Below are 19,931 nucleotides of genomic sequence, written 5' to 3'. Positions count from 1 at the left end.
CTGCTGTCGGTTATAGCAAATAAAGATTCGTCTGCAAGCGTTTGATCTCATAAAAAAAGAGAACATGCCGCGAATGACAAAGACCGCAACCGGCTGGCTAAGCTGCCGTCGTCTGCGGTCTTTTTTCGCGGGCGCGTTTATTCGCGGGCGCGTCCGCCCCGCTTGGGCGCCGGCTCCGCGAGCGCGCTCAGCGCGCGGCCGGCCGCCGCGCGAACGCGCTCGTCCGCGTCTGCTTCAGCCGCCTCGGCCAAGGCCGCCTGCGCGATCTCGCCGCGGATGCGGCCGAGCGCCCAGGCCGCCGTCGCGCGCAGCTCGAAGCGCGGGTCCTCGCGCAGCACGCGGGCGACGTCCCCGGCGGACGCCTCGTCGCGGAAGTTGCCGAGGCCGATCAGCGCGTTGCGCTGGATCGGCTTGCGTCCGCGCCATGAGGCGCTGCTCATGCCGTAAGTCTCCTTGAATTCGCGGTTGCCCATCTGCAGCAGCGGACGGAGCAGCGGCTTCGCCACCTCCGGATCGGGCAGCGTCTCCGCCTGATGCCGGAAGTCGATGCCCCGATTAATCGGACATACGATCTGACAGGTATCGCAGCCGTACAGCCGATTGCCCATCTTGACCATCGCTTCTTCGTCGAGCAGTCCCTTGCTCTGGGTCAAAAAAGAAATGCATTTTTGCGCGTTCAACTGACCCGGGCCGACCAGCGCCCCCGTCGGACAGGCGTCGATGCAAATCGTGCAGTCCCCGCACTGATCCAGGAGCGGCGCATCCGACGGCAGCGGCAGGTTCGTAATCATCTCGCCGAGGTATATCCACGATCCGAGCTCGTCGTTCATGATCATGCAGTTTTTGCCGCTCCATCCAATGCCGGCACGCTCAGCGACCGCCCGGTCGGAGAGCGCGCCGGTGTCGACCATGGACAGCCATTCGAGCTCGGGTGCCCGCTCCGCCAGCCAATCCGCCAGCCGTTCGAGCCGCCTGGCGAGCACGCGATGGTAATCCTCGCCCCATGCCGAACGGGACAGGATGCCGCGACGGGCGCCCGGCTCGGACACGGGCGGATTCTTCAGCTTGGACGGATAGGCGACCGCGATCGCGATGATCGAACGTGGCCCCTCGAACAACAGGGACGGCTGCGTCCGCTTGTCCAGATCGGGCTCCTCGAAGCCCGACTCGTAACCAAGCGCCCGATGCGCGACAAGCCTCTCCCGCAGCTCCGGGAAAGGCTCGGCCGACGTCACGCCGATCCGGTCGATGCCGAGCGACTTGGCCGCCGCGAGCATATCCCTTTTCAATGACGACCAATATGCGGGGCTGCGGTCAGGTGCCGCCACGCCCTTGTTATCCAACGTCAGGACTCCCTCCTTGCGCTAAAGGCTCTTCCAGCGCACGATCGGCCACATGATGAATTCCGTCCGCCCAAGCAGCAGCGACTTCGGTACTTCGCCGAAGGTACGGCTGTCCTTGCTCGCGCCGAGGCGGCGATTGTCTCCCATAATAAAGTATTTCCCGTCTTCGATTATAATCGGTCCAAAGTCCCCGTCTTCGATAGGACTATCGGTATACGGCTCGACGCGCAGCTCCCCGTTCACGTACAGCTGTCCGCCTCTGCCCTCGACCGTATCGCCCGGCATGCCGATAATGCGTTTAACGAGAAACTTCTTTTTGTCCGGACCGTCGCTCGGATCCTTCAGAATGACGACATCGCCGGCCTTGGGCTGGCCAAGCTCGTATGCGACCTTGTTGACGAACAGCCACTCGTGCTCGTAAAGCGTCGGCTCCATCGACTCCCCTTTGACCGTGGACAGCCTGAATACAAAAGCCCACAGCAGAATGACGATCGTAAAGGCGATGCCCAGGGCGCGAAGCCACTCCCACAGCTCGCGCCGCCAGGCGGATTCGGGCTTGACCGAGCGGGATCTGCCGGGCTGCGGGATGCTTGATGTCTGCTTCATGGATACGACTCATTCTCCTTCGCCTGCGGGCTGTCTCTCCACTCGCGATAATAACGTCTCGCTTCCTCGTCGCCGAACGGCTGTCCGAACGTCGCCACGCGCTCATGCAGCGCGCGCAGCCCGTCCTCCACCTGTCCGCGGACGGACACGCTGTAGCGATATTCTTCCTTGTGCTTGTCGTACTCGTCCCGGTCCAGATCCAGTACGGATCCGCCTGGCAGAAGCACGACATCCAAGTCATAATCAATATAGGTCAGCACGTTGTGGTACCGATAAGGCGGAGATGCTACGTTGCAATAATAACGCACGCCCCGGTCCTCCAGCAGCGCCACTACGTTAAACCATTCGCCCGGCAGAAAAAAAGTAACGGCCGGCACCCGGCTGATCCATTCCTTGCCGTCGGCTTCGCGAATCGGCGTATGATCGTTCACGTATACCATGATGCCCGCATCCCGGTGCGCGGGATGGAGCCTGTCCTCCGGAACCTTCCAGTTCTCGAGCCACATGCGGTGGAGCGAGCCGTTGTGCTTAAAGCTCTTGATCGTACAGCTCTCGTATATAGATGTAGATATTAGGCCGCCGATGCGCTCCATGCCAAGCCCCCTGCCGTAGAACCAAATAAGATAATATAAGAAAAGCATATCTTATGGCCAAAAGCAACCGGTTTTCGGCGCCTGTCGACACGTAAGATATGCTCTCCTGATTGTAAGGCCGTCTTGCGAGGGACATTGCGATGGGCGTTCAGCCTGCTACGATGGACAGCGGACGCTGAGGCGTCACAAGATCGAGCATCTCTTCGCTCAAGGATTGGTAGAACGGAAGCAGCATTTCGTTGTGCTTGTCCACCGCGACAAATACCTTTTGCACGTTCCGCTGGCGGAATCGCGCATTCATGGCGGTGACTAGCGTGCGGCCTACGCCTTGGCGGCGGCGATCCGGATGTACGGCGATGCGATATACATAACCCTTGCTGTGGTCGATCGTGCCGATCATGATGCCTGCCAGCTCTTCATCCTTCAGTGCCACGAGCACGAGCTCGCTGTCCCAGGACAATTGGCGGGATAAAGCCGACATGGTCTCTTCACAGCATTCCTCCGACAGAGCTACCTTCAGAAGCTCGGATACGGAACGATAATCCGACAATTGAAAAGTCCGAATCTGCATATGCCTGTCTCCCCGGATTCAGTTAAAGTAGAGGCTAAACTGTGAACATCGCTTTAACGTCTTTTTATATTACGACAAATTCGTGATAATTTCATGCTATTTTAGGGATATCGCATAAATAATTTTGGAGAATTGGCGCGCAAGGGAGTGTAAACGCTTTAAATAAAGCGTTTACATATGAATTTATCTAAAATATTGCCGAATTTCGCCGAATTTGAGCCTAAATCGGGATCAGATCGATAACGCCAATTTTTACTGGGTTAAAAAGAATAAATTTACATTAATGTATGATGGGGATCCATATGGACAAATTTTACTGGTATAAACCAGGAAAAAGTGCCCATGCTGAGGGGGCGCGACGCGGCAGATGGCGGGCAGACTTTCTAAACACCCATGTTGATTTAGTATTTGAAATCAGGGATAATACAGAAGTAGATTTCCATTTCAGATTCATAATCTAAGGAGGCTGTTCCATTATGGCACACGTATTGCCCGCTCTTCCTTACTCCAACGACGCACTTGAGCCGCATATCGACGCGCTCACGATGGAGATCCACCACGACCGCCATCACAATACTTACGTCACGAACCTGAACAAAGCCCTCGAGTCCGCTCCCGAACTGGCAGACAAGAGCCTGAACGATCTGATCTCCGACCTGAACGCCGTGCCTGAGGCCATCCGCACTGCCGTACGCAACAACGGCGGCGGCCACGCTAACCACTCCCTGTTCTGGGAGACGATCGCCCCTAACGCTGGCGGCGCTCCTACCGGCGCGCTGGCTGCCGCAATCGACAGCGAGCTCGGCGGTTTCGACAAGTTCAAGGAAACGTTCGCCGCTGCGGCTACGACCCGCTTCGGCTCCGGCTGGGCGTTCCTCGTTGTCGGCAAAGACGGCAAGCTGAAGGTATACAGCCTCCCGAACCAAGACAGCCCGATCTTCGAAGGCGAAACGCCGATCCTGGGCCTCGACGTCTGGGAGCACGCTTACTACCTGAAGTACCAGAACAAGCGTCCGGACTACATCGGCGCATTCTGGAACGTCGTTAACTGGGAAGAAGTCGGCAAGCGTTACGAGGCTGCCAAGTAATATTCCCTACGAAAAAAAGCCAGTGCCGCAAAAGCGGCGCTGGCTTTTTTTGCATACGATCGGACTTTTTAGACGCGGTCTGCGGTTCGATCCGTCCCGGATGGTGAGCCTGCGTCCAACGCAGCCAGGATGTCGAATCGGTTGAGACGGTGAACGACCAGCGGCCCCTAGATCCGATACACTTAGAATCATCATCGCTTCGGCGCGTTTTCGTACAAGGTGCCGCTAAAATGTGCGCCCAGCAGCTTGCTGAACACATTTGGCCAGGCGAGCCGCTCAAAGTCGGCCGCGTCGATCCAGCGGTATCCAGGTGGAAGCGAAGCAGCGGCGTTTGTGCCCTTGTCCGGCGGCAGCAAAACGGCGGCGGTATTGCGATTGTCAGGCATTAGCGGGGCCGCGATGCTTGTGCCATAGCCGGCCTTGTCTTCGGCAGCCGCTATCGTCGTTGTCTTCTCCGTCGCCGCTTCCACACTGCTTAACGCCACAGCCCCGGCCTTGGCTGCTGCAACCTCACTTACCGCCCCAGCTGCCGCCTCTGCTGCAGCAACCTCAGTCACCGCTGCAGCTCCTGCCGTCGCAGCGTCGTCCCCCATCCCCGCGCCCAGCACGCGCAAATACCAGTGCAAGTGCGTGAACACATGCTCCGCGTCGGCGACGTGGCGCAGCGCTTCGGCGCGGACGCCGGCGAGCCCCTCCGCATCCAGCGAAGCCGCGAGCAGCGCCCCGCCCAGCGAGGCGGAATCCCAGACGCCTCGCTCAGGCGCCACCACATGCGGCAGCTCCCACATGCGCGCGAGCAGGCCGCTCTCCGGCCGCTGGCGCACGAGCACGCGGCCCTCCGCGTCCTGGAGGAGCACCGCGAGGCGGTGCTCAGGCCGAGGCGGCTTCGCCTTGCTCTTGATCGGCAGCTCCGTCTCGCGGCCGGCGTGCCTGCCCTGGCAATGCGCCATGACCGGGCATAACAGGCAGCTCGGCGACTTCGGCGTGCAGATGAGCGCGCCGAGTTCCATGAGCGCCTGATTGAAGTCGGAAGCTTCCCCTTCGGGAATCAGCTCCCTGGCAAGCCCCTCCATGCCGATGCGTGTGGCCGGCTTCGCGATATCCTCGTCGATGCAAAAATAGCGCGACAATACGCGCATGACGTTGCCATCCACCGCCGGCTCGGGTCTGCCGAAGGCGATGCTGAGGATCGCGCCGGACGTGTACGGGCCGACGCCCTTAAGACCTGCTACGACGGCCTTGTCGTCAGGCAGGCTGCCCCCGTGATTTTCCTTGATCTCGCGGGCTGCGGCTTGCAGATTGCGGGCGCGAGAGTAATAGCCGAGCCCCTCCCACGCTTTGATTACATCTTCCTCAGGCGCATCGGCCAACGCTGTTACCGTCGGAAACTTGGTCATGAAACGGTTGAAATAAGGGATGACCGTATCGACCCGCGTCTGTTGAAGCATGATCTCGGACACCCAGATGTGATACGGATCCCGGCTGCGCCGCCAGGGCAGGTCCCGTTTTTCCCGCTTGTACCATTGCAGCAGCTCGCCGCTAAAAAACGATTTGATCTCCCGTTCGTTCAAGCTCCCGGTCCGCCTTTCTTTTGCGACTCTGCACTGCCCTCGTCGTCTTTGGCATTGCTGGTGGCCCCGAGTCCGAGCACAAGCTTTTTGTAGCGGCTCGGGGTGAGGCCTGTATAGGCTTTAAACATTCTCGAAAAGTAGTAGATCTTCATACCGATGCGCGCAGCGGCGTCCGAAACGTTGCAGGCGGGATCCGCAAGCAGCGTACGGGCGACCTCCAGCCTTCGTTGGTTCACATACTGTATCGGCGAGCAGCCCATCAATCCTTTGAAAAAAACGATAAAATAGTTCGGGTGCAAAAAGATGAGCCCCGCCAGATGTTCGACGGTAATCGTGTCGGCCAGATGCTCGTCGATGTAGCTCAGCACGATTTCCAGCTTTTCGAACTCCGGCGAGAGCGGCGCCATCCGCGCGGAATCGGCGACGAAGTAATCGATATAAATGCCGATGAGCTCCATGAAGGAGGTCTTGATTCGAAGCTTGGCCGACGGCTGCGGCGAGAGCAGGTTGCCTCGGATTCGGGCGAACATCGCGACCGCGTCGGAAGGGTCGGGGATCCGCACGTGCTCGGGCAAGCCGATCGCCTGGTAGAGCGCCCTGTCGGCATAGCTCGCGCGGAAGTGGCACCACCAGTACGACAAAGTATCGCCCGGGCTCGGCTCGATCCAATGCGCCTTGCCTGCCAGCAGGAAGCTGAACGTCCCCGCGTCCATAGAAAAAGACCGGTCTTCCATGTGCAGCAAGCCGCTGCCGCCGGTCACGAGCAGCGCCCGATTGCAGTCGTAAACCTCCGGTCGTCCTTCTTCTACGCCCGCATGTTCCTCGAAGGAGGCGGCGGCGACCTCGAACTGCATTTTTTCGAGATGATTCATTAATATGTTAAAATAGCGTATGCTCATCGGTTGCACTCCAGGAAGCTTGTCTTAAGATGTCTAGTAGGTTCTATTTATTATACTTAACATTGGGAGTCGGGTAAATTTGAAAAAATATGCCTTCTCGCGCCGCAGATTGCGGACCGCAGCGGCTTCTGCCTTGATCGGAGTTCTTCTGCTGACCACGGCTTGCGGCAAAGACAAGACTGAGGACAACGCCAAACCTACGTTGCCCGCCGCCCCAGCGGATACGATCGCGCTATACCGCAGCAATTGTATCTCTTGCCATGGAGGGGGCCTTGAAGGCACCATGGGGCCGGATTCGGATCTTCGATCCGTCGGCTCGCGCCTGACGGAGGCTCAGATCGCGGCCCAGATTACGAACGGCGGACAGCTGATGCCCGCTATGAATGAGCGCCTGACCGTGCAGGAGATCGACAAGCTTGCCTCCTGGCTGGCCGGCTTGCACTGATTCGCTACTCCCTCACATCATACAACCGCCAAGCTTAACCGTCCTGGTATTTTTTTGTTCATTTTCCTTACTTATCATAAATTATAGAAAATTCTCTCAGGTTGTCTTGAACTTGCTGACGCCGCGTCGGCTTACCGCCGGCCTGGCGACCCAAAACGCACAATAAACGGAGCCCGGCCAACAGGGACCGGGCTCCGTTTACCTTATTCAATTCGCTCCAGCGTAGCCGTCGCCGCCGCGAGCCGTCGTTCGTGCGTGATCGCTACATGCATGCGATACGATGCTTCAGTCATTCCGAGTCTCGACCACGCCTCGGGAGACAGTCGGCAAGACGGCCGGCCTCGCTCGTCCGGCAGCACCTCGATGTCGCGGAAGCCGACAGAGCTGCCGATGCCGCAGCCGATCGCCTTGACGACCGCTTCCTTGGCCGCGAACCGGCCGGCAGCGAACTCGACCGCGCGCCGCGGCTGCATCTGCGAATACCGCTCCAGTTCGCTTGGCGTCAGCACGCGCGCGGCGAATCTGCCGCCGGTGTCTCCCGCGAGCAGCTTGGCCATCCGCTCCATCTCGACGACGTCGATTCCGATCCCCTCGATCATTGCTGCCTTAGATGCCCGGAATCGCTTGGCGCTTGTGCTGCGTGCGCTGGTAATGCTTCTCCAGAATCTCCCGCGCCGCGTCCGGGATCTCCTTGCCCTCGAGATAGTTGCTGTTGTCGTCGTAGCTCACGCCCAGCTCGGCTTCGTCGGTCTGACCCGCCCACAGGCCGGCCGTCGGCGCTTTATCGACAATGTCGGCCGGCACGCCGAGCGCGCGCGCGACCGCGCGTACCTGACGCTTGTTAAGCGAGCTGAGGGGCGTGATATCGACAGCGCCGTCGCCCCACTTGGTGTAGAAGCCGGTCAGCGCTTCGGACGCATGGTCCGTGCCGACGACCAGCAGATTGAGGTCGAACGCCAGGGCATATTGCACGACCATGCGCGTGCGCGCCTTGACGTTGCCCTTGCCGCCGCGGCTGATGTGCCGGGACATGCCCAGCGACTTGAAGGCATGCTCGGTCTCGAGCGAGATCTCGTCCACCGCTTCCTCGATGTTCGTCTCTGCTTTGTACTTGAGATCGAACGCCTCGGCAACGGCATAGCTATGCGCGATATCTTCCTGCTCACCGTACGGCTGGAACACGCCGAGCGTCATGTATTCCTTGCCCGTCTCCGCAGTCAGCTCGTCCGTCGCTCGCTTGCACAATCCTGCCGCCACCGCGCTGTCCACGCCGCCGCTGATCGCGATAAGCAAGCCGGACGCGCCCGCTTTTTTCACATACTCCTTCAAAAATCCGACTCGCTTCGCGATCTCTGCTTCCGGATCGATCGACGGCTTAACGCCGAGGAGCGAGATAATGTCCTGCTGCAAACTCATACGAACGCCTCCAATCTATAGGTTCCTTAGTTATGTAAGACGTCCATGGCTCGTATGAAACAATACGGCCTGCCGTCGTCGTCATACGAAAAAACCGCGGATGCGCAAAGTCATCCGCGGCGGCGCTCCTGTCAGCGGCAGAAACGGTCGAAAGCGTCGGTCAGATCGGCGGCGATATCGTCAGCGCTGCGGTTCTCGATCTGATGGCGTTCGATGAAGTGTACGAGCTCCCCGTCCTTGAGCAGGGCGATGGAGGGCGAAGACGGCGGATACGGCGCGAAGTACTCTCTGGCCTTCGCAGTCGCTTCCTTGTCCTGTCCCGCGAACACGGTGTACAGGTGATCGGGCAGCGCATCGTGGCGAAGCGCCTCCGCTACGCCAGGGCGCGCCTGGCCGGCTGCACAGCCGCATACGGAATTGATGACAACGAGCGTCGTGCCCTTGCTGTCCGGTAGCGCCTGCTCGACTTCCTCCGGCGTTCTCAGCTCCGTGATGCCGATCCGGGTCAGGTCGTCGCGCATCGGTTGGACCATGTCCAGCATATATCGTTCGAATGACATCGACATGTCTATCCCTCGCTTTCGATAGAATCGCTATTCGGCGGGCGTGCCGCTTACCTTATTATAGCGCGGCCATGCGCGAACCGTCAAAAGCGGCACGAGCCCGGCAAGCGCCGGACCCGCCTCGATTCATGCGCTTAAGTCGAAGGACGGTTGGGACCGTCGAGCTTCTTGTCGTATCCCGCGGACAGTAAAGACGCATCCTCTTTGTCCTTCGATGAGGCCGGCGCGTCGGCGCGTCCTTTTTGCTTGGGCTGCTTGGCCATCGCAATCCCTCCTCCCGCTTCCTGTGTCGTTATCGGAGGTAGTGTAAGCCGGAGACGGCCTGCTTATTCGGCGGCGACCCAGCAGGCGTAACCGCTTTTGCAAAAAGTAACGATAAAGGTCGTGCCCTCGCCCACCTTGGATTGCACTTCGATGCGGCCGTCATGCCGTTCGGCAATACTGAGGCAAAGCGCGAGTCCAAGCCCCGTCCCTTGCTCTTTCGTCGTATAAAACGGCTCGAACAGCCGCTCGACCTTTTCCGGCGGTATGCCGTTGCCCGTATCCGATACGTACAGCTGGACCCGGTCCTCGAGATCGCGCGTCTCGATTCGCAGCACGCCTTTCTCGTCCATCGCCTCGAGGCCGTTGCGCGCCAGGTTCAAGATGAGCTGCTTGATTTCCTTGCCGTTGAGCTCCAGTACGTCCTGCTCCTCGCAGAGTTCGAGCTCGACGGATTGCCCGCGCAGATTGGCGTCGGCCCAGATGAGCGGCAGCATGTCCTTCAGCACCGATTGAAGACTGCTCGTCTCCTTTTCAACAATGCGGTTCTGAGCGAGCGACAAGAAGTCGTTGATGATCGCGTTGGCCCGGTCCAGTTCTTCCATGACGATGCGAAAATAGGAGCGCTGCTCCGAAGGACTCCGCTCGTTGAGCAGCTGGACGAATCCCCGGATGACCGCCATCGGATTGCGGATCTCGTGCGTGATGCTGGCCGCCATTTGCCCGACGAGGCTCAGCCGCTCCATTTTATCCAGCTCGTCTTTCAGCCGTTGCGTATCCGTGACGTCCTGCGCGATATAAACGACGCCTTCGGATATGCCTCTCGAGCCCGTTTCGTTAACGGAGCTGGCCGTCGCAAGCATCGTCCGCCCCTGGATCTTGAACATTTCCGAAGACACGCGCTCCCCCTTGTTCAGGATCAGTTGAATAATGGAGGCGGTTGCATCAAGTCCCATGAGTCTAGCGAGCTCTGTAAAATGCATGCCCACGACGTTGCCGGCAACATGCTTGCCCATCTCCAGCGCGATCTCGTTGACATGCGTGATCATGCCTTTGGCATCGATAAAAATGACCGCGAGGGGCACCATATCGAGAAATCGGCGCATGCGGATCGATTCCGATTTGTATTGACGGGTCAGATCGAGCAGCTGCGACTGCAGGCTGACCCGTTCGTAAGCGATCTCGATAAAATAGACCGAGAGATGCGCAATGAGGATGAACGCGATCAAATATGCGGCGCAAACCATTAGAAATCCCGAATCGCGCGCTGCAGTACCGTCCATGTACGAAACAACTGCGGGAACTAAAAAAGATAGCGAGGCGACGGCCCACAATAAAGCGACGGTTCGCATTTTCGCATACCGGTTTTTGAGACGAAAAGAGGGAGAGACTTTGTAGAGTATGAAAAGATAGACGATTAAAAAGGCGAGAAAGCCGCCGACGTCCGCCACATTCTCCCCGCGGACATGTAGCAGGATGTAAGCCGCGCTGAGCACAACCGCAAACGGAAAGCCGCCGTACAGCGAAGCCGTGATAACCGCGACAAAGCCTAAGTCAAGGATAACCGGGCCATTTTGAATCATATAGAAATGTCCCAGGAGCATGCAAAGTCCGCTGACGACGCCGATGAACAGGCGGGAATGGCGCAGTTGGCGCTGGCGAGAAAACCAGACTTGAAAGGTGCCGACTGGCAGCAGGGCGATAAGAACCTGAAGAAGCAGGCTGTCAACCAAAGAGGATCCCCCCGCACGATCGTCCTTTATACTTAAACAATTCATTCTGATTAAAACATATAAACAATCCGCTTACAATAATAGGAATATAGTTTAGACTATATATATCGAGAATTAAACCTGCGGTGGTAAAACGGAGAGGAACGAGCACGTGAAGTATACATTATGTAACCCAATTGAAGATAGTTATAACATCATTATTATAGGCGGAGGTTCGGCGGGCTTGATGGCCGGAATCGCCGCAAGCCGATCGGGCGCGAGCGTCCTTCTGCTCGATAAAGGAGACAAGCTCGGGCGCAAGCTGGGCATCTCCGGCGGGGGCCGCTGCAACGTCACGAACGCCAAGGAAACGGACGAGCTCATCCGGCATATTCCCGGAAACGGCAGGTTCCTTTACTCGGCGCTGTCGATTTTCGGCAACCGGGATATCGCCGCCTTTTTCGAAGGGATGGGCATCCGGCTCAAAGAAGAGGACAACGGGCGGATGTTTCCCGTATCCGACAAGGCTAAGACGGTCGTGGACGCGCTCGTGCGCAAGGTCAGGGAGCAAGGCGTACGGATCGAGACGCACGCTCCGGTTGCCGAAGTGCTGTATGACAACGGCAGCGTCGCCGGCGTGAGGCTTGCCGATGGACGCGTATTCGCCGCGCCTTCCGTCATCGTGGCGGTCGGCGGCAAGTCGGTTCCCCATACGGGATCGACAGGCGACGGATACGCGTGGGCAGAGCAAGCCGGACATACGATCTCCGAGTTGTTTCCCACAGAGGTGCCGCTGACCGCCTCGGAGCCGTTCATCCGCAGCCGCGAGCTGCAGGGCTTGTCGCTGCGCGACGTCGTACTCACGGTTTGGGGCGACAAGGGCAAATCGCTCGTATCGCATCGCGGGGACATGATCTTCACGCATTTCGGCCTGTCGGGACCGATCGCGCTGCGCTGCAGCCAATTCGTCGTGAAGCAGCGGAAAAAGACCGGGGGCGGTCCGGTCCGGCTCACGCTGGATCTGTTTCCGGATAAGAGCGTAGCGGAAGTTTACGACGATACGTACGCTTTGACGAAGGCGGAGCCCAAGAAAGCGGTCAAAAACCTATTAAAAAGCGTCGCTGCCGAGCGCCTGCTGCCGCTATTGCTGGAGCGGGCTGGGCTGGACGGCGATACGACGCATGCCAACATTCCGAAGCAAGCCTGGCAGAACCTGTCGAGCCTGCTGAAGGCCTTTCCCGTCGACGTCGACGGCACGCTGTCCATCGAGGAAGCGTTCGTCACCGGCGGCGGGGTCAGCCTGAAGGAGATCGATCCGAAAACGATGCAGTCTAAGCTCATGCAAGGTCTGTTCTTCGCCGGCGAAGTACTGGACATCCACGGCTACACGGGCGGCTACAATATAACGGCGGCGTTTTCCACCGGCTACGTGGCGGGATTAAACGCCGCGATGCATGCGGAAGCTGCGGACGGCGCGCAGTAGGCTTGGCTGTGCCCGGCGCTTAGTGGAACGGGCCGGGGCGCATGCGGGGCGCATGCGAAGCGGATCGCGGCACGATAGCGGAACTTTCTTCCGCTCAGGCACTCGGTAGGCAGACCTGCGGCACAATAGCGGATGTTTTTTCCGTTATTGATGTTCGCGAGGCAGATTTGTGACGCAATAACGGAACTTTTTTCCGCTAAGACAACTCACAAAGCAGATTTGCGGCGCGATTGCGGAACTTTTTTCCGTTGTGGTTGTCCGCAAGGCGGGTCTGCAAGGCATGGCGAAAGTTTTTCTCGCTCGGCCTAATAGGCCTCGAAATGATTATAGCTGCCATCATCGGCCACGTTTTCGCCGTTCCGCGCAACTTCGGGATCACTCGTCGCCAGCGCCTCATCCGGCTCAACGCCAAAGTATGCCGTATCCCAATCCTCGTTAACGGTATGCGCGGGAATCTGCAGCTCGTCCAACGCATATGCGTTGGCCGTAAGTTCGGCGTCGTCGGCCGGCGCTTCGGACAACAGCTCTCCGCCGTGGCTCTGGGCGATCTCCAGCGCGCTTGCGAGGTTATCTCCGTCGACGTGAATGTGCAGTCTGCCGAAGCCGTGCGGCTGCGGCTCGTAGCCCAGCTCGTCCAGCGTTCCGCAAGCCTTGTGTGCGCTCCCTTCGTCCGGAAACTGAAACATTAGTGCTCTGTAAGCCATTCAAAAATCGCCTCTTCTCGGTTAGCGTTAGAATGTCTGTAGCATTTCCGCCCGCAGCCGCGTTCATGTAGTCTTCTCGACCTCCGGCCGCTGCCTGCCCGCCCCTCGGGCAGCGAACATGGCCGATGCCGTGCGATTCATGCGGTTCAGCAGCGGAGAGCCCATTGCGGGCAGCAGTACGACCGCCAGCCACCATAGCCCTCCGTACATCCATCCGGCATGCATGCCGAGAATTGCGCACCACGTCAGCGCGATCGGACGAAGCAGCAGCGATCGTCCGGTTTCCCGCGCTCCGCCCCGCAGCTCCTCGCGCCAATCGTACAACGCCATATACCGCTCCGTTTCCCACTTGCCCCACCAGCCGTTCAGCCACAGGATCAGCAGTGCGCTCATGCCGGCCCAGGCGACCCCCGCCAGCCAGAGCGGAGACAGCCAGATCGCCAACATGCCGAGGAAAGCAAATTGAATCAAGGTGCGCGCCAGCCCCGCATCCCGCAGCATGCTGCGCAGCCACAGCTCGGCGATCCGAGCCGCCTCGTCGCGGCGCTTCAGCAGCGGCCGGGGCTTGCGCAGCACCCAGGGCCTGCGCCCGGCCGGCGGTCTCTTCGCCTGCTCCGTGTCCATCAGCACCCAGCCGACGTTATCCGCATAGGCCTGCTGCTCTGACTCGAGCTCGTGCGCGAACGCGCCTGAGCGGCCTAATCGGCGCCAGCCGAGCCCGGCGCTAGTTACCGCCAGCACGGCGATCGCCGTTGCAACGATAACCGGATCGCCCCCGCGCATCCCCCATGAAGCCGCTAGCATCCACGCAGCAACAAACGCGGCTCGCAAGCCGTAGACAGCCAGCACGCGCAGCAGGCCATGCCACCTGCGCTCGGCCGCGTCGCGGACGACCGTCCAGACAAAGCCCATCAGGCCGGCGGACAACGCGAGCGCGGCGCCGGCCTCGAAGCTCCAGCCTGTCGCGCGCGACAGCAGCGGCAGCATCAATCCCGCTCCCGCTGCCGACACGGCCAGACGGGCGGCCAACGTATAGACGAGACCCGACATCGTCATGCCTCTCACCCACCTGCCGCTCGAGCGCAGGAACAGCCCGTCGCCATACTCTGCAAAAGTCCGCAGTCTGGCTCGCACCATAAGAACGGCCAACACGATGACCGGCGTCTGCGCGGGCAAGCGACCGATCCATTCCGGCGGATGCCGCAGCAAGTCCAGGTACATCCCCCCGGCCACCCAAAGTGCAGGCAGAACGAGATAGAGCAGCACGGTCCAGTCGAGGGTCAGGCGCCAGGCGCGAAGCGATTTGAGCCAAAAGGAGCCGCAGCGGCCCGCTGCCAGTCTCGCCGGTCCGCTTTTTCCACGCAGTCTTCCGACTTTGCCGCTTTCCGGCATCATGGCCCCTCCGCCGCAGCGGTGCTTGTCAGCCGATGGAAGCAATCGAACAACGGCGTACCGTCGGGCATGCCTGCCGCAGCCCGGATATCGGCGACCGTTCCCGACGCCGCTGCGCTGCCCTCGTGCACGAGCACGAACCGATCGCACAGCCGCTCGGCCGAGTCCAGGACGTGCGTCGTGAGCAGCACGCCCGCGCCCCGGGCCCGCTCCTCGTCAAGCGCCTCCAGCAGCTCCATGACCGCCGCGGGATCGAGTCCGATGAACGGTTCGTCCACCAGATACACGCTCGGCTCAAGCAAGAAAGCGGCGACGAGCATCGTTTTTTGCTGCATGCCCTTGGAAAACTTGATCGGGTAATCGTCCTTTACATGCCACAGACGGAATCTCGCCAGCAGCCCCTCCGCCCGCTCGGCGAGCCGCTCCTCCGAAATGCCGCATACCGCGGCGGCCAGCTGCAGATGCTCCCACAGCGTGAAGCGTTCGTAGAGAATCGGCTGCTCCGGAATAAAGGCGAGCCTGCTGTTCATGGCGCTGTCCGGCGAGGCGTCTTTCTCGCCTGACGCCCCTCGCCATTCGACATCCGCCGCCCAATAAGGCAGCTGTCCGAGCAAGCCCTTCATTACGGTACTTTTGCCGGCGCCGTTCGGTCCGAGCAGACCGACGCGTTCACCGCGCTTCACTTCGATCTTCACATCCCGCAGCACCGCCTTGCCCTGCTCGTATCCAGCCGCTTTGATCGCGGCACGCATCAGCCAGTCTTCGCCGTTCATTGAATCCCCCCATTGCCTCGTATCCTCGTCATTCAAATAACTACGAGGCAGGCAGGCTGCAAGTTGCGCCGCGCCCCCCGTCCCGGTTCGCCGGATTCCACTCCGCGCAGGACCACGCACTAATCCATGCCAAAGAGCCCCTCATCCGGTTACCGGCCGGAAAATACGAGGGGCTCTCTCTCACTATAGGGAGGCACCCGTCCGCGAAGACAAGCTCCTCCCGTCTATCTTATCATCGCAGCCTCAGATTCGGAAAGGCTGCAGCGCTTCGTTCAACGGCTTCGTAGCGGCATACACGTCCCGATAGATGGCGAACAGCTCGCCGTAACGGCGCGCCCGCGCTTCGTCCGGCACATACGTCGCCGCGTGCTTGACGAACGCGTCCGCGCATGCCTCCAGGCTGCCATACCAGCCGGCGCCGGTTGCCGCCAGCATCGCCGCGCCGAGACCCGGGCCCTGCTCACTGGCAAGCTGCACGACCTCGGCATCGAACACGTCCGCCTGCATCTGCAGCCATTCCGGATTTTTCGCGCCGCCTCCGATGGAGACGACCTTCGTCACCGACTTGCCCGCCTTGCGGAAGACGTCGACCGACTCGTTCAGCGAGAACGTAATGCCTTCAAGCACCGCACGGGCAAAATGCGCCCTCGTGTGCGAGCCGTCCATGCCTACGAAGCTCGCCCGGATGACCGCATCGGCGTGCGGCGTCCGTTCGCCGACCAGGTACGGCGTGTACAGCAGTCCGCCGGCTCCCGGCGCGATGTCGCCGATGCCCGCGAGCAGCCGCTCGTAGGGCTCGCCGGCCGCGAACGTATTGCGGAACCAGCTTAAGGAATAGCCCGCTGCCAGCGTCACGCCCATCGCGTAGAACGCGCCAGGCTTGCCGTGGTTGAAGAAGTGGACCTTGCCTGCATAATCGGCAGACGCGTCCGGCTCGTGCGTAAGCACGACGCCCGACGTGCCGATGCTGCAAAGCGTCAGTCCCGGCTTCAGGATGCCCGCGCCGATCGCGCCGCAGGCATTGTCCGCGCCGCCGGCGAACACGCGCGTCGAGGCCGACAGGCCCGTCTCGCGCGCAGACGCTTCGTCGAGCGTGCCCGTCTCGGCGACAGACTCGACGAGCGGCGGACAGAACGAGGCCGGGATGCCGAACGCCGTCAGCACTTCCTGGCTCCATACGCGACCCGCAACGTCCAGCATCAGCGTGCCCGCCGCGTCGGACAGATCCATATGCACAGCGCCCGTCAAGCGGTAGCGCACGTAATCCTTGGGCAGCAGAAACGATTCTGCCTTTTCGTACAGCTCCGGCTCATGCTCGCGCACCCACAGCAGCTTGGGGAGCGTGAAGCCCTCGAGCGCCGGATTGCGGGTCAGGCGAAGCAGCGAATCGCCGAGCTTACGCTCGATCTCGCGGCACTGTTCCGTCGTGCGCGTATCGTTCCAGAGGATCGCCCTGCGCAGCGGCTTGCGGTTCCCGTCCAGCAGCACGAGGCCGTGCATCTGGCCCGAGAAGCTGATGCCGTCGATCTCGCCGCCCGCGGCCGCCGTCTTTTCCCCGAGCTCCTTCAATACTTCGATCGTCGCGCGGACCCAATCCTCCGGGTCCTGCTCGCTCCAGCCCGAGCGCTCGTGGTACAGCGGATATTCGCGGGAGGCTTCGGCCGCCACCGCTCCGTCCTGCCCGACGAGGAGCGCCTTGACGGCGCTCGTGCCGAGATCGATGCCGATAACATAATTCATGTTGGCCCGTCTCCTTCGGTCGACTTCTAAGCTTTGCAAGCTTTATACGCTGAAAATAACCTCGTTCACGGCTTGGCGAATCTGCTCCAGACGTCCGGAGCGGTTCACGATCGGCTTCTGTCCGCTCAGCACGTAGGCTTCGAGCGATGCGAGGGTATGCTTGCCCGCGACGATCTCGGCGCCGACGCCTTCGCCGTAGCTGGCGTAGCGGCCGTCGACGATGCCGTCCAGCGTCTTGTTCTCGATCAGCTTGGCTGCGGCCTTCAGGCCGTGCGCGAACGAATCCATGCCCGCGATGTGCGCGAAGAACAGATCGTCGTCCTCGAAGGAAGTCCGGCGAACCTTGGCGTCGAAGTTGACGCCGCCCTTGCCGATGCCGCCCTCGTTCTTGAGAATTTCGAACATGGCCAGCGTCGTCGAGTACAGATCGGTCGGGAATTCATCCGTGTCCCAGCCGAGCAGGTAGTCGCCCTGGTTGGCATCGATCGAGCCGAGCGCGCCGTCCAGACGGGCGACGCGGAGCTCGTGCTCGAACGTGTGGCCGGCCAGCGTCGCGTGGTTCGCTTCGATGTTCAGCTTGAAGTGGTCCTTCAGGCCGTATTTGCGCAGGAAGCTGAGCGTCGTCGCGGAGTCGAAGTCGTATTGGTGCTTGGTCGGCTCCTTCGGCTTGGGCTCGATCAGGAATTGCGCGCCGAATCCGATCTCCTTGGCATAGTCGACGGCCATGTGCAGCATGCGGGCCAGGTTGTCCAGCTCAAGGCCCATGTCCGTGTTCAGCAGCGACTCGTAGCCTTCGCGGCCGCCCCAGAAGACGTAGTTCTCGCCGTTCAGCTCCTTGCCGACTTCGAGCATCTTCTTGATCGTTGCCGCGGAGTACGCGAATACGTCCGCATTGTTGCTCGTCGCGGCGCCGAATACGTAGCGCGGGTTCGTGAACAGGTTGGCCGTGTTCCAAAGCAGCTTTTTGCCGGTAGACTGTTGAAATTCCTTCAGCTTCGCGACGATGATGTCGATGTTCTTGTTCGTCTCGGCGAGCGTGGCGCCTTCAGGTGCGATATCGGCGTCGTGGAACGCGTAGAACGGTACGCCCAGCTTCTCAAGCAGCTCGAAGTTCGCTTCGACGCGAACCTTGGCCCGATCGAGCGGAGAGAGCGAATCCCAGCTGCGGACTGCCGTGCCGGCGCCGAACGGATCGGAGCCGTTGGCGTTGAACGTGTGCCAGTAGGCGACGGCGAAACGCAGGTGCTCTTCCATCGTTTTGCCGAGGACGACCTCGCTGGCGTTATAGTGTTTGAATGCGAACGGATTGTCGGATTTGCGGCCTTCGTACTTGATCTGCGGCACATTGGAGAACAGGCTCATAATAACGGTATGCCTCCTTAAGGATGTTAAGTTTTGAATTCGGTTACAAGCTGAGTTAAGCATAGCACCCGCAACTTAGTTTGTCTATTGGCTAAACTAAGTTTTATGCTATGATGACGTTAACGATTAATGGGACGAAAGAACGAATCGAATTATACACGCCCCGCATGAAGGAGCCGCAGTCGCATGAAGACCCCGACCGGAGATCAAGCGCTTATCAAAAGAATGAATACCGCCATCGTGCTCGAGTCCGTGCTGCAGGGCGCCCCGTTGTCGCGCGCGGATATTTCCGCGCTCACGGGCCTCAACAAGGCGACCGTGTCCAGCCTCGTCCAGGATCTGATCGACAGCGGCCTGGTCCGCGAGATCGGAACGGGTCAGTCCAGCGGCGGGCGCAAGCCGGTTCTGCTCGAATTCGTGGCGGAGTCAGGCTACGCCGTAGGCGTCGATCTCGGCGTCAACTATGTGCGCGGCGTGCTGACGGACTTGCGGGGCGGCGTCGTTATAGAACGTACGGCGCGGCTGGCCAAGACGTCGCCGGATGAAGTATTCGGCATTCTGCGGCCCTTTATCCAATCGCTCGCGGACGAGGCCCCGGAGAGCGCGTTCGGCGTCGTCGGCATCGGCATCGGCGTGCCGGGGCTCGTAGACCGCAGCGGCGCCGTGCTGTACGCGCCCAATCTCGGCTGGCGGGACGTGCCGCTGCAGGACGCGCTGAACCGCGCGTTCGGCATCCCCGTCCTCATCGACAACGAAGCCAACGTCGGCGCCATCGGCGAGCGCAAGTTCGGCAGCGGGCGCGGCATCGGCAGCATGATCTATGTGAGCGTAGGGATCGGCATAGGGACCGGGCTTATTTTGCAAAAGGAGCTTTACAAGGGGGCGGCGGGCTTCTCGGGGGAACTCGGGCATCTGTCCATCGAGGCCAGCGGGCCGCCATGCCGCTGCGGCAACAGGGGCTGCTGGGAGCTGTACGCCTCGGAGCAGGCGCTGCTCGCCCGCGCGGCGGAAGCCGGCATCGGCGAAGGCACGCTGGACAGCCTGCTCGCGCTTGCCGAAGACGGGGACGAACAGGCGCGCGCGCTGTTCGCCGGCATCGGCGAGGCGCTCGGCGTCGGCGTCGCCAACATCGTTAACGTCTTTAATCCTGAAGCCGTCGTCATCGGCAACACGATGAGCCGCGCGCGGCCTTGGCTCGAGGAAGCGATGAGCCGCACCACTGAGGCCCGCGCGCTGAACTTCCATCTGCGCGGCATTAGGCTGCTCTTCGCCGAGCTCGGCGACCGCTCCGCCGTGATGGGCGCCGCGGAGACCGCGATTGCCGCCTTTTTCAAGCGGCTGCGGTCGGCTTGAACCCGCTCGTTGGCACATTCGCCTCCCGCATCCCGCTTTCGCCGAGCTGGCACAGT

Annotated in this window: 20 protein-coding genes; 4 read left to right on the top strand and 16 right to left on the bottom strand. The window is 60.6% G+C overall.

All coding sequences use genetic code 11. From position 1 onward, the window contains the following. Positions 1-137: 137 nt before the first annotated feature. The 4 genes from queG to ACFSR7_RS15310 all read right to left on the bottom strand — a co-directional run bounded on the left by queG (position 138) and on the right by ACFSR7_RS15310 (position 3,113). Positions 138-1,277, bottom strand: a complete 1,140-nt coding sequence (queG, locus tag ACFSR7_RS15325; protein ID WP_378163066.1) for a tRNA epoxyqueuosine(34) reductase QueG — start codon at positions 1,275-1,277, stop codon at positions 138-140. 87 nt (positions 1,278-1,364) lie between these two features. Then, positions 1,365-1,949 carry a signal peptidase I gene (lepB, locus tag ACFSR7_RS15320; protein WP_378162932.1) on the bottom strand — a complete coding sequence of 195 codons (585 nt, stop codon included), beginning with the start codon at positions 1,947-1,949 and terminating at the stop codon, positions 1,365-1,367. Continuing rightward, positions 1,946-2,542 (bottom strand): DUF402 domain-containing protein, encoded by a 597-nt coding sequence (locus tag ACFSR7_RS15315; RefSeq protein WP_378162930.1) that lies wholly within the window; start codon positions 2,540-2,542, stop codon positions 1,946-1,948. The genes lepB and ACFSR7_RS15315 overlap by 4 nt, the downstream gene beginning before the upstream one ends. A gap of 148 nt (positions 2,543-2,690) precedes the next feature. Continuing rightward, positions 2,691-3,113 carry a GNAT family N-acetyltransferase gene (locus tag ACFSR7_RS15310; protein ID WP_378162928.1) on the bottom strand — a complete coding sequence of 141 codons (423 nt, stop codon included), beginning with the start codon at positions 3,111-3,113 and terminating at the stop codon, positions 2,691-2,693. A 476-nt stretch (positions 3,114-3,589) separates the two neighbouring features. Between ACFSR7_RS15310 and ACFSR7_RS15305 the strand changes: the two genes are divergently transcribed. Then, positions 3,590-4,201 carry a superoxide dismutase gene (locus ACFSR7_RS15305; RefSeq protein WP_378162926.1) on the top strand — a complete coding sequence of 204 codons (612 nt, stop codon included), beginning with the start codon at positions 3,590-3,592 and terminating at the stop codon, positions 4,199-4,201. 191 nt (positions 4,202-4,392) lie between these two features. Here the strand turns inward: ACFSR7_RS15305 and mutY are convergent, their stop codons facing one another. Together mutY and ACFSR7_RS15295 are read right to left on the bottom strand one after the other, a co-directional pair. Next, entirely contained in the window at positions 4,393-5,772 is a 1,380-nt protein-coding gene (mutY, locus tag ACFSR7_RS15300; RefSeq protein WP_378162924.1) for an A/G-specific adenine glycosylase, read from the bottom strand. Further along, positions 5,769-6,671, bottom strand: a complete 903-nt coding sequence (locus ACFSR7_RS15295) for a helix-turn-helix domain-containing protein (protein ID WP_378162922.1) — start codon at positions 6,669-6,671, stop codon at positions 5,769-5,771. Before ACFSR7_RS15295 ends, mutY begins: the two co-directional genes overlap by 4 nt. Before the next feature lie 79 nt (positions 6,672-6,750). On the opposite strand from ACFSR7_RS15295, the gene ACFSR7_RS15290 reads away from it, so the two are divergent. Further along, positions 6,751-7,116, top strand: coding sequence for a c-type cytochrome (locus ACFSR7_RS15290; protein ID WP_378162920.1), 366 nt, complete (start codon positions 6,751-6,753; stop codon positions 7,114-7,116). 203 nt (positions 7,117-7,319) lie between these two features. Here the strand turns inward: ACFSR7_RS15290 and acpS are convergent, their stop codons facing one another. The 5 genes from acpS to ACFSR7_RS15265 all read right to left on the bottom strand — a co-directional run bounded on the left by acpS (position 7,320) and on the right by ACFSR7_RS15265 (position 11,089). After that, on the bottom strand, positions 7,320-7,715 hold the full coding sequence (acpS, locus tag ACFSR7_RS15285; protein WP_378162918.1) for a holo-ACP synthase: 396 nt from the start codon (positions 7,713-7,715) through the stop codon (positions 7,320-7,322). A 7-nt stretch (positions 7,716-7,722) separates the two neighbouring features. Further along, entirely contained in the window at positions 7,723-8,532 is an 810-nt protein-coding gene (nadE, locus tag ACFSR7_RS15280; protein WP_378162916.1) for an ammonia-dependent NAD(+) synthetase, read from the bottom strand. A gap of 131 nt (positions 8,533-8,663) precedes the next feature. Beyond that, a complete protein-coding gene (locus ACFSR7_RS15275) occupies positions 8,664-9,098 on the bottom strand; it encodes a BrxA/BrxB family bacilliredoxin (RefSeq protein WP_090109024.1) in 435 nt (144 codons plus the stop codon). Positions 9,099-9,229: 131 nt separating this feature from the next. Next, complete coding sequence (locus ACFSR7_RS15270) at positions 9,230-9,358, bottom strand: hypothetical protein (protein ID WP_378162914.1); 129 nt, start codon at positions 9,356-9,358, stop codon at positions 9,230-9,232. A gap of 63 nt (positions 9,359-9,421) precedes the next feature. After that, positions 9,422-11,089 carry an ATP-binding protein gene (locus ACFSR7_RS15265; protein ID WP_378162913.1) on the bottom strand — a complete coding sequence of 556 codons (1,668 nt, stop codon included), beginning with the start codon at positions 11,087-11,089 and terminating at the stop codon, positions 9,422-9,424. Positions 11,090-11,264: 175 nt separating this feature from the next. Between ACFSR7_RS15265 and ACFSR7_RS15260 the strand changes: the two genes are divergently transcribed. Further along, positions 11,265-12,551, top strand: a complete 1,287-nt coding sequence (locus tag ACFSR7_RS15260; protein ID WP_378163064.1) for a BaiN/RdsA family NAD(P)/FAD-dependent oxidoreductase — start codon at positions 11,265-11,267, stop codon at positions 12,549-12,551. Positions 12,552-12,856: 305 nt separating this feature from the next. Here ACFSR7_RS15260 and ACFSR7_RS15255 read toward each other — a convergent pair whose 3' ends face one another. From ACFSR7_RS15255 to xylA, 5 genes are all read right to left on the bottom strand, one after another. Continuing rightward, a complete protein-coding gene (locus tag ACFSR7_RS15255; RefSeq protein WP_378162911.1) occupies positions 12,857-13,255 on the bottom strand; it encodes a hypothetical protein in 399 nt (132 codons plus the stop codon). Positions 13,256-13,318: 63 nt separating this feature from the next. Beyond that, positions 13,319-14,647 carry an ABC transporter permease gene (locus ACFSR7_RS15250; protein WP_378162909.1) on the bottom strand — a complete coding sequence of 443 codons (1,329 nt, stop codon included), beginning with the start codon at positions 14,645-14,647 and terminating at the stop codon, positions 13,319-13,321. Continuing rightward, on the bottom strand, positions 14,647-15,420 hold the full coding sequence (locus tag ACFSR7_RS15245; RefSeq protein ID WP_378162907.1) for an ABC transporter ATP-binding protein: 774 nt from the start codon (positions 15,418-15,420) through the stop codon (positions 14,647-14,649). The genes ACFSR7_RS15250 and ACFSR7_RS15245 overlap by 1 nt, the downstream gene beginning before the upstream one ends. Before the next feature lie 243 nt (positions 15,421-15,663). Then, complete coding sequence (xylB, locus tag ACFSR7_RS15240; RefSeq protein WP_378162905.1) at positions 15,664-17,160, bottom strand: xylulokinase; 1,497 nt, start codon at positions 17,158-17,160, stop codon at positions 15,664-15,666. 42 nt (positions 17,161-17,202) lie between these two features. Next, positions 17,203-18,522, bottom strand: a complete 1,320-nt coding sequence (gene xylA, locus ACFSR7_RS15235) for a xylose isomerase (protein ID WP_378162903.1) — start codon at positions 18,520-18,522, stop codon at positions 17,203-17,205. A gap of 186 nt (positions 18,523-18,708) precedes the next feature. Between xylA and ACFSR7_RS15230 the strand changes: the two genes are divergently transcribed. Then, on the top strand, positions 18,709-19,875 hold the full coding sequence (locus ACFSR7_RS15230) for an ROK family protein (protein WP_378162901.1): 1,167 nt from the start codon (positions 18,709-18,711) through the stop codon (positions 19,873-19,875). The last annotated feature ends 56 nt before the right edge of the window (positions 19,876-19,931 follow it).

The sequence above is a fragment of the Cohnella sp. GCM10020058 genome, from assembly GCF_042683485.1.
Taxonomy (GTDB): Bacteria; Bacillota; Bacilli; order Paenibacillales; family Paenibacillaceae; genus Cohnella.
Note: the sequence above shows the minus strand (reverse complement) of the source record. Positions and strands in the feature narration are given on the sequence as shown.

Bases quoted from the DNA above. Each gene is read 5' to 3' on its own strand.
- queG (WP_378163066.1), bottom strand. From the start codon at position 1,277: ATGCTCGCGGCGGCCAAGTCGCTCGGCATCGACCGGATCGGCGTGACG.
- lepB (WP_378162932.1), bottom strand. From the start codon at position 1,949: ATGAAGCAGACATCAAGCATCCCGCAGCCCGGCAGATCCCGCTCGGTC.
- ACFSR7_RS15315 (WP_378162930.1), bottom strand. From the start codon at position 2,542: ATGGAGCGCATCGGCGGCCTAATATCTACATCTATATACGAGAGCTGT.
- ACFSR7_RS15310 (WP_378162928.1), bottom strand. From the start codon at position 3,113: ATGCAGATTCGGACTTTTCAATTGTCGGATTATCGTTCCGTATCCGAG.
- ACFSR7_RS15305 (WP_378162926.1), top strand. From the start codon at position 3,590: ATGGCACACGTATTGCCCGCTCTTCCTTACTCCAACGACGCACTTGAG.
- ACFSR7_RS15295 (WP_378162922.1), bottom strand. From the start codon at position 6,671: ATGAGCATACGCTATTTTAACATATTAATGAATCATCTCGAAAAAATG.
- acpS (WP_378162918.1), bottom strand. From the start codon at position 7,715: ATGATCGAGGGGATCGGAATCGACGTCGTCGAGATGGAGCGGATGGCC.
- nadE (WP_378162916.1), bottom strand. From the start codon at position 8,532: ATGAGTTTGCAGCAGGACATTATCTCGCTCCTCGGCGTTAAGCCGTCG.
- ACFSR7_RS15275 (WP_090109024.1), bottom strand. From the start codon at position 9,098: ATGTCGATGTCATTCGAACGATATATGCTGGACATGGTCCAACCGATG.
- ACFSR7_RS15270 (WP_378162914.1), bottom strand. From the start codon at position 9,358: ATGGCCAAGCAGCCCAAGCAAAAAGGACGCGCCGACGCGCCGGCCTCA.
- ACFSR7_RS15255 (WP_378162911.1), bottom strand. From the start codon at position 13,255: ATGGCTTACAGAGCACTAATGTTTCAGTTTCCGGACGAAGGGAGCGCA.
- ACFSR7_RS15250 (WP_378162909.1), bottom strand. From the start codon at position 14,647: ATGCCGGAAAGCGGCAAAGTCGGAAGACTGCGTGGAAAAAGCGGACCG.
- ACFSR7_RS15245 (WP_378162907.1), bottom strand. From the start codon at position 15,420: ATGAACGGCGAAGACTGGCTGATGCGTGCCGCGATCAAAGCGGCTGGA.
- xylB (WP_378162905.1), bottom strand. From the start codon at position 17,160: ATGAATTATGTTATCGGCATCGATCTCGGCACGAGCGCCGTCAAGGCG.
- xylA (WP_378162903.1), bottom strand. From the start codon at position 18,522: ATGAGCCTGTTCTCCAATGTGCCGCAGATCAAGTACGAAGGCCGCAAA.
- ACFSR7_RS15230 (WP_378162901.1), top strand. From the start codon at position 18,709: ATGAAGACCCCGACCGGAGATCAAGCGCTTATCAAAAGAATGAATACC.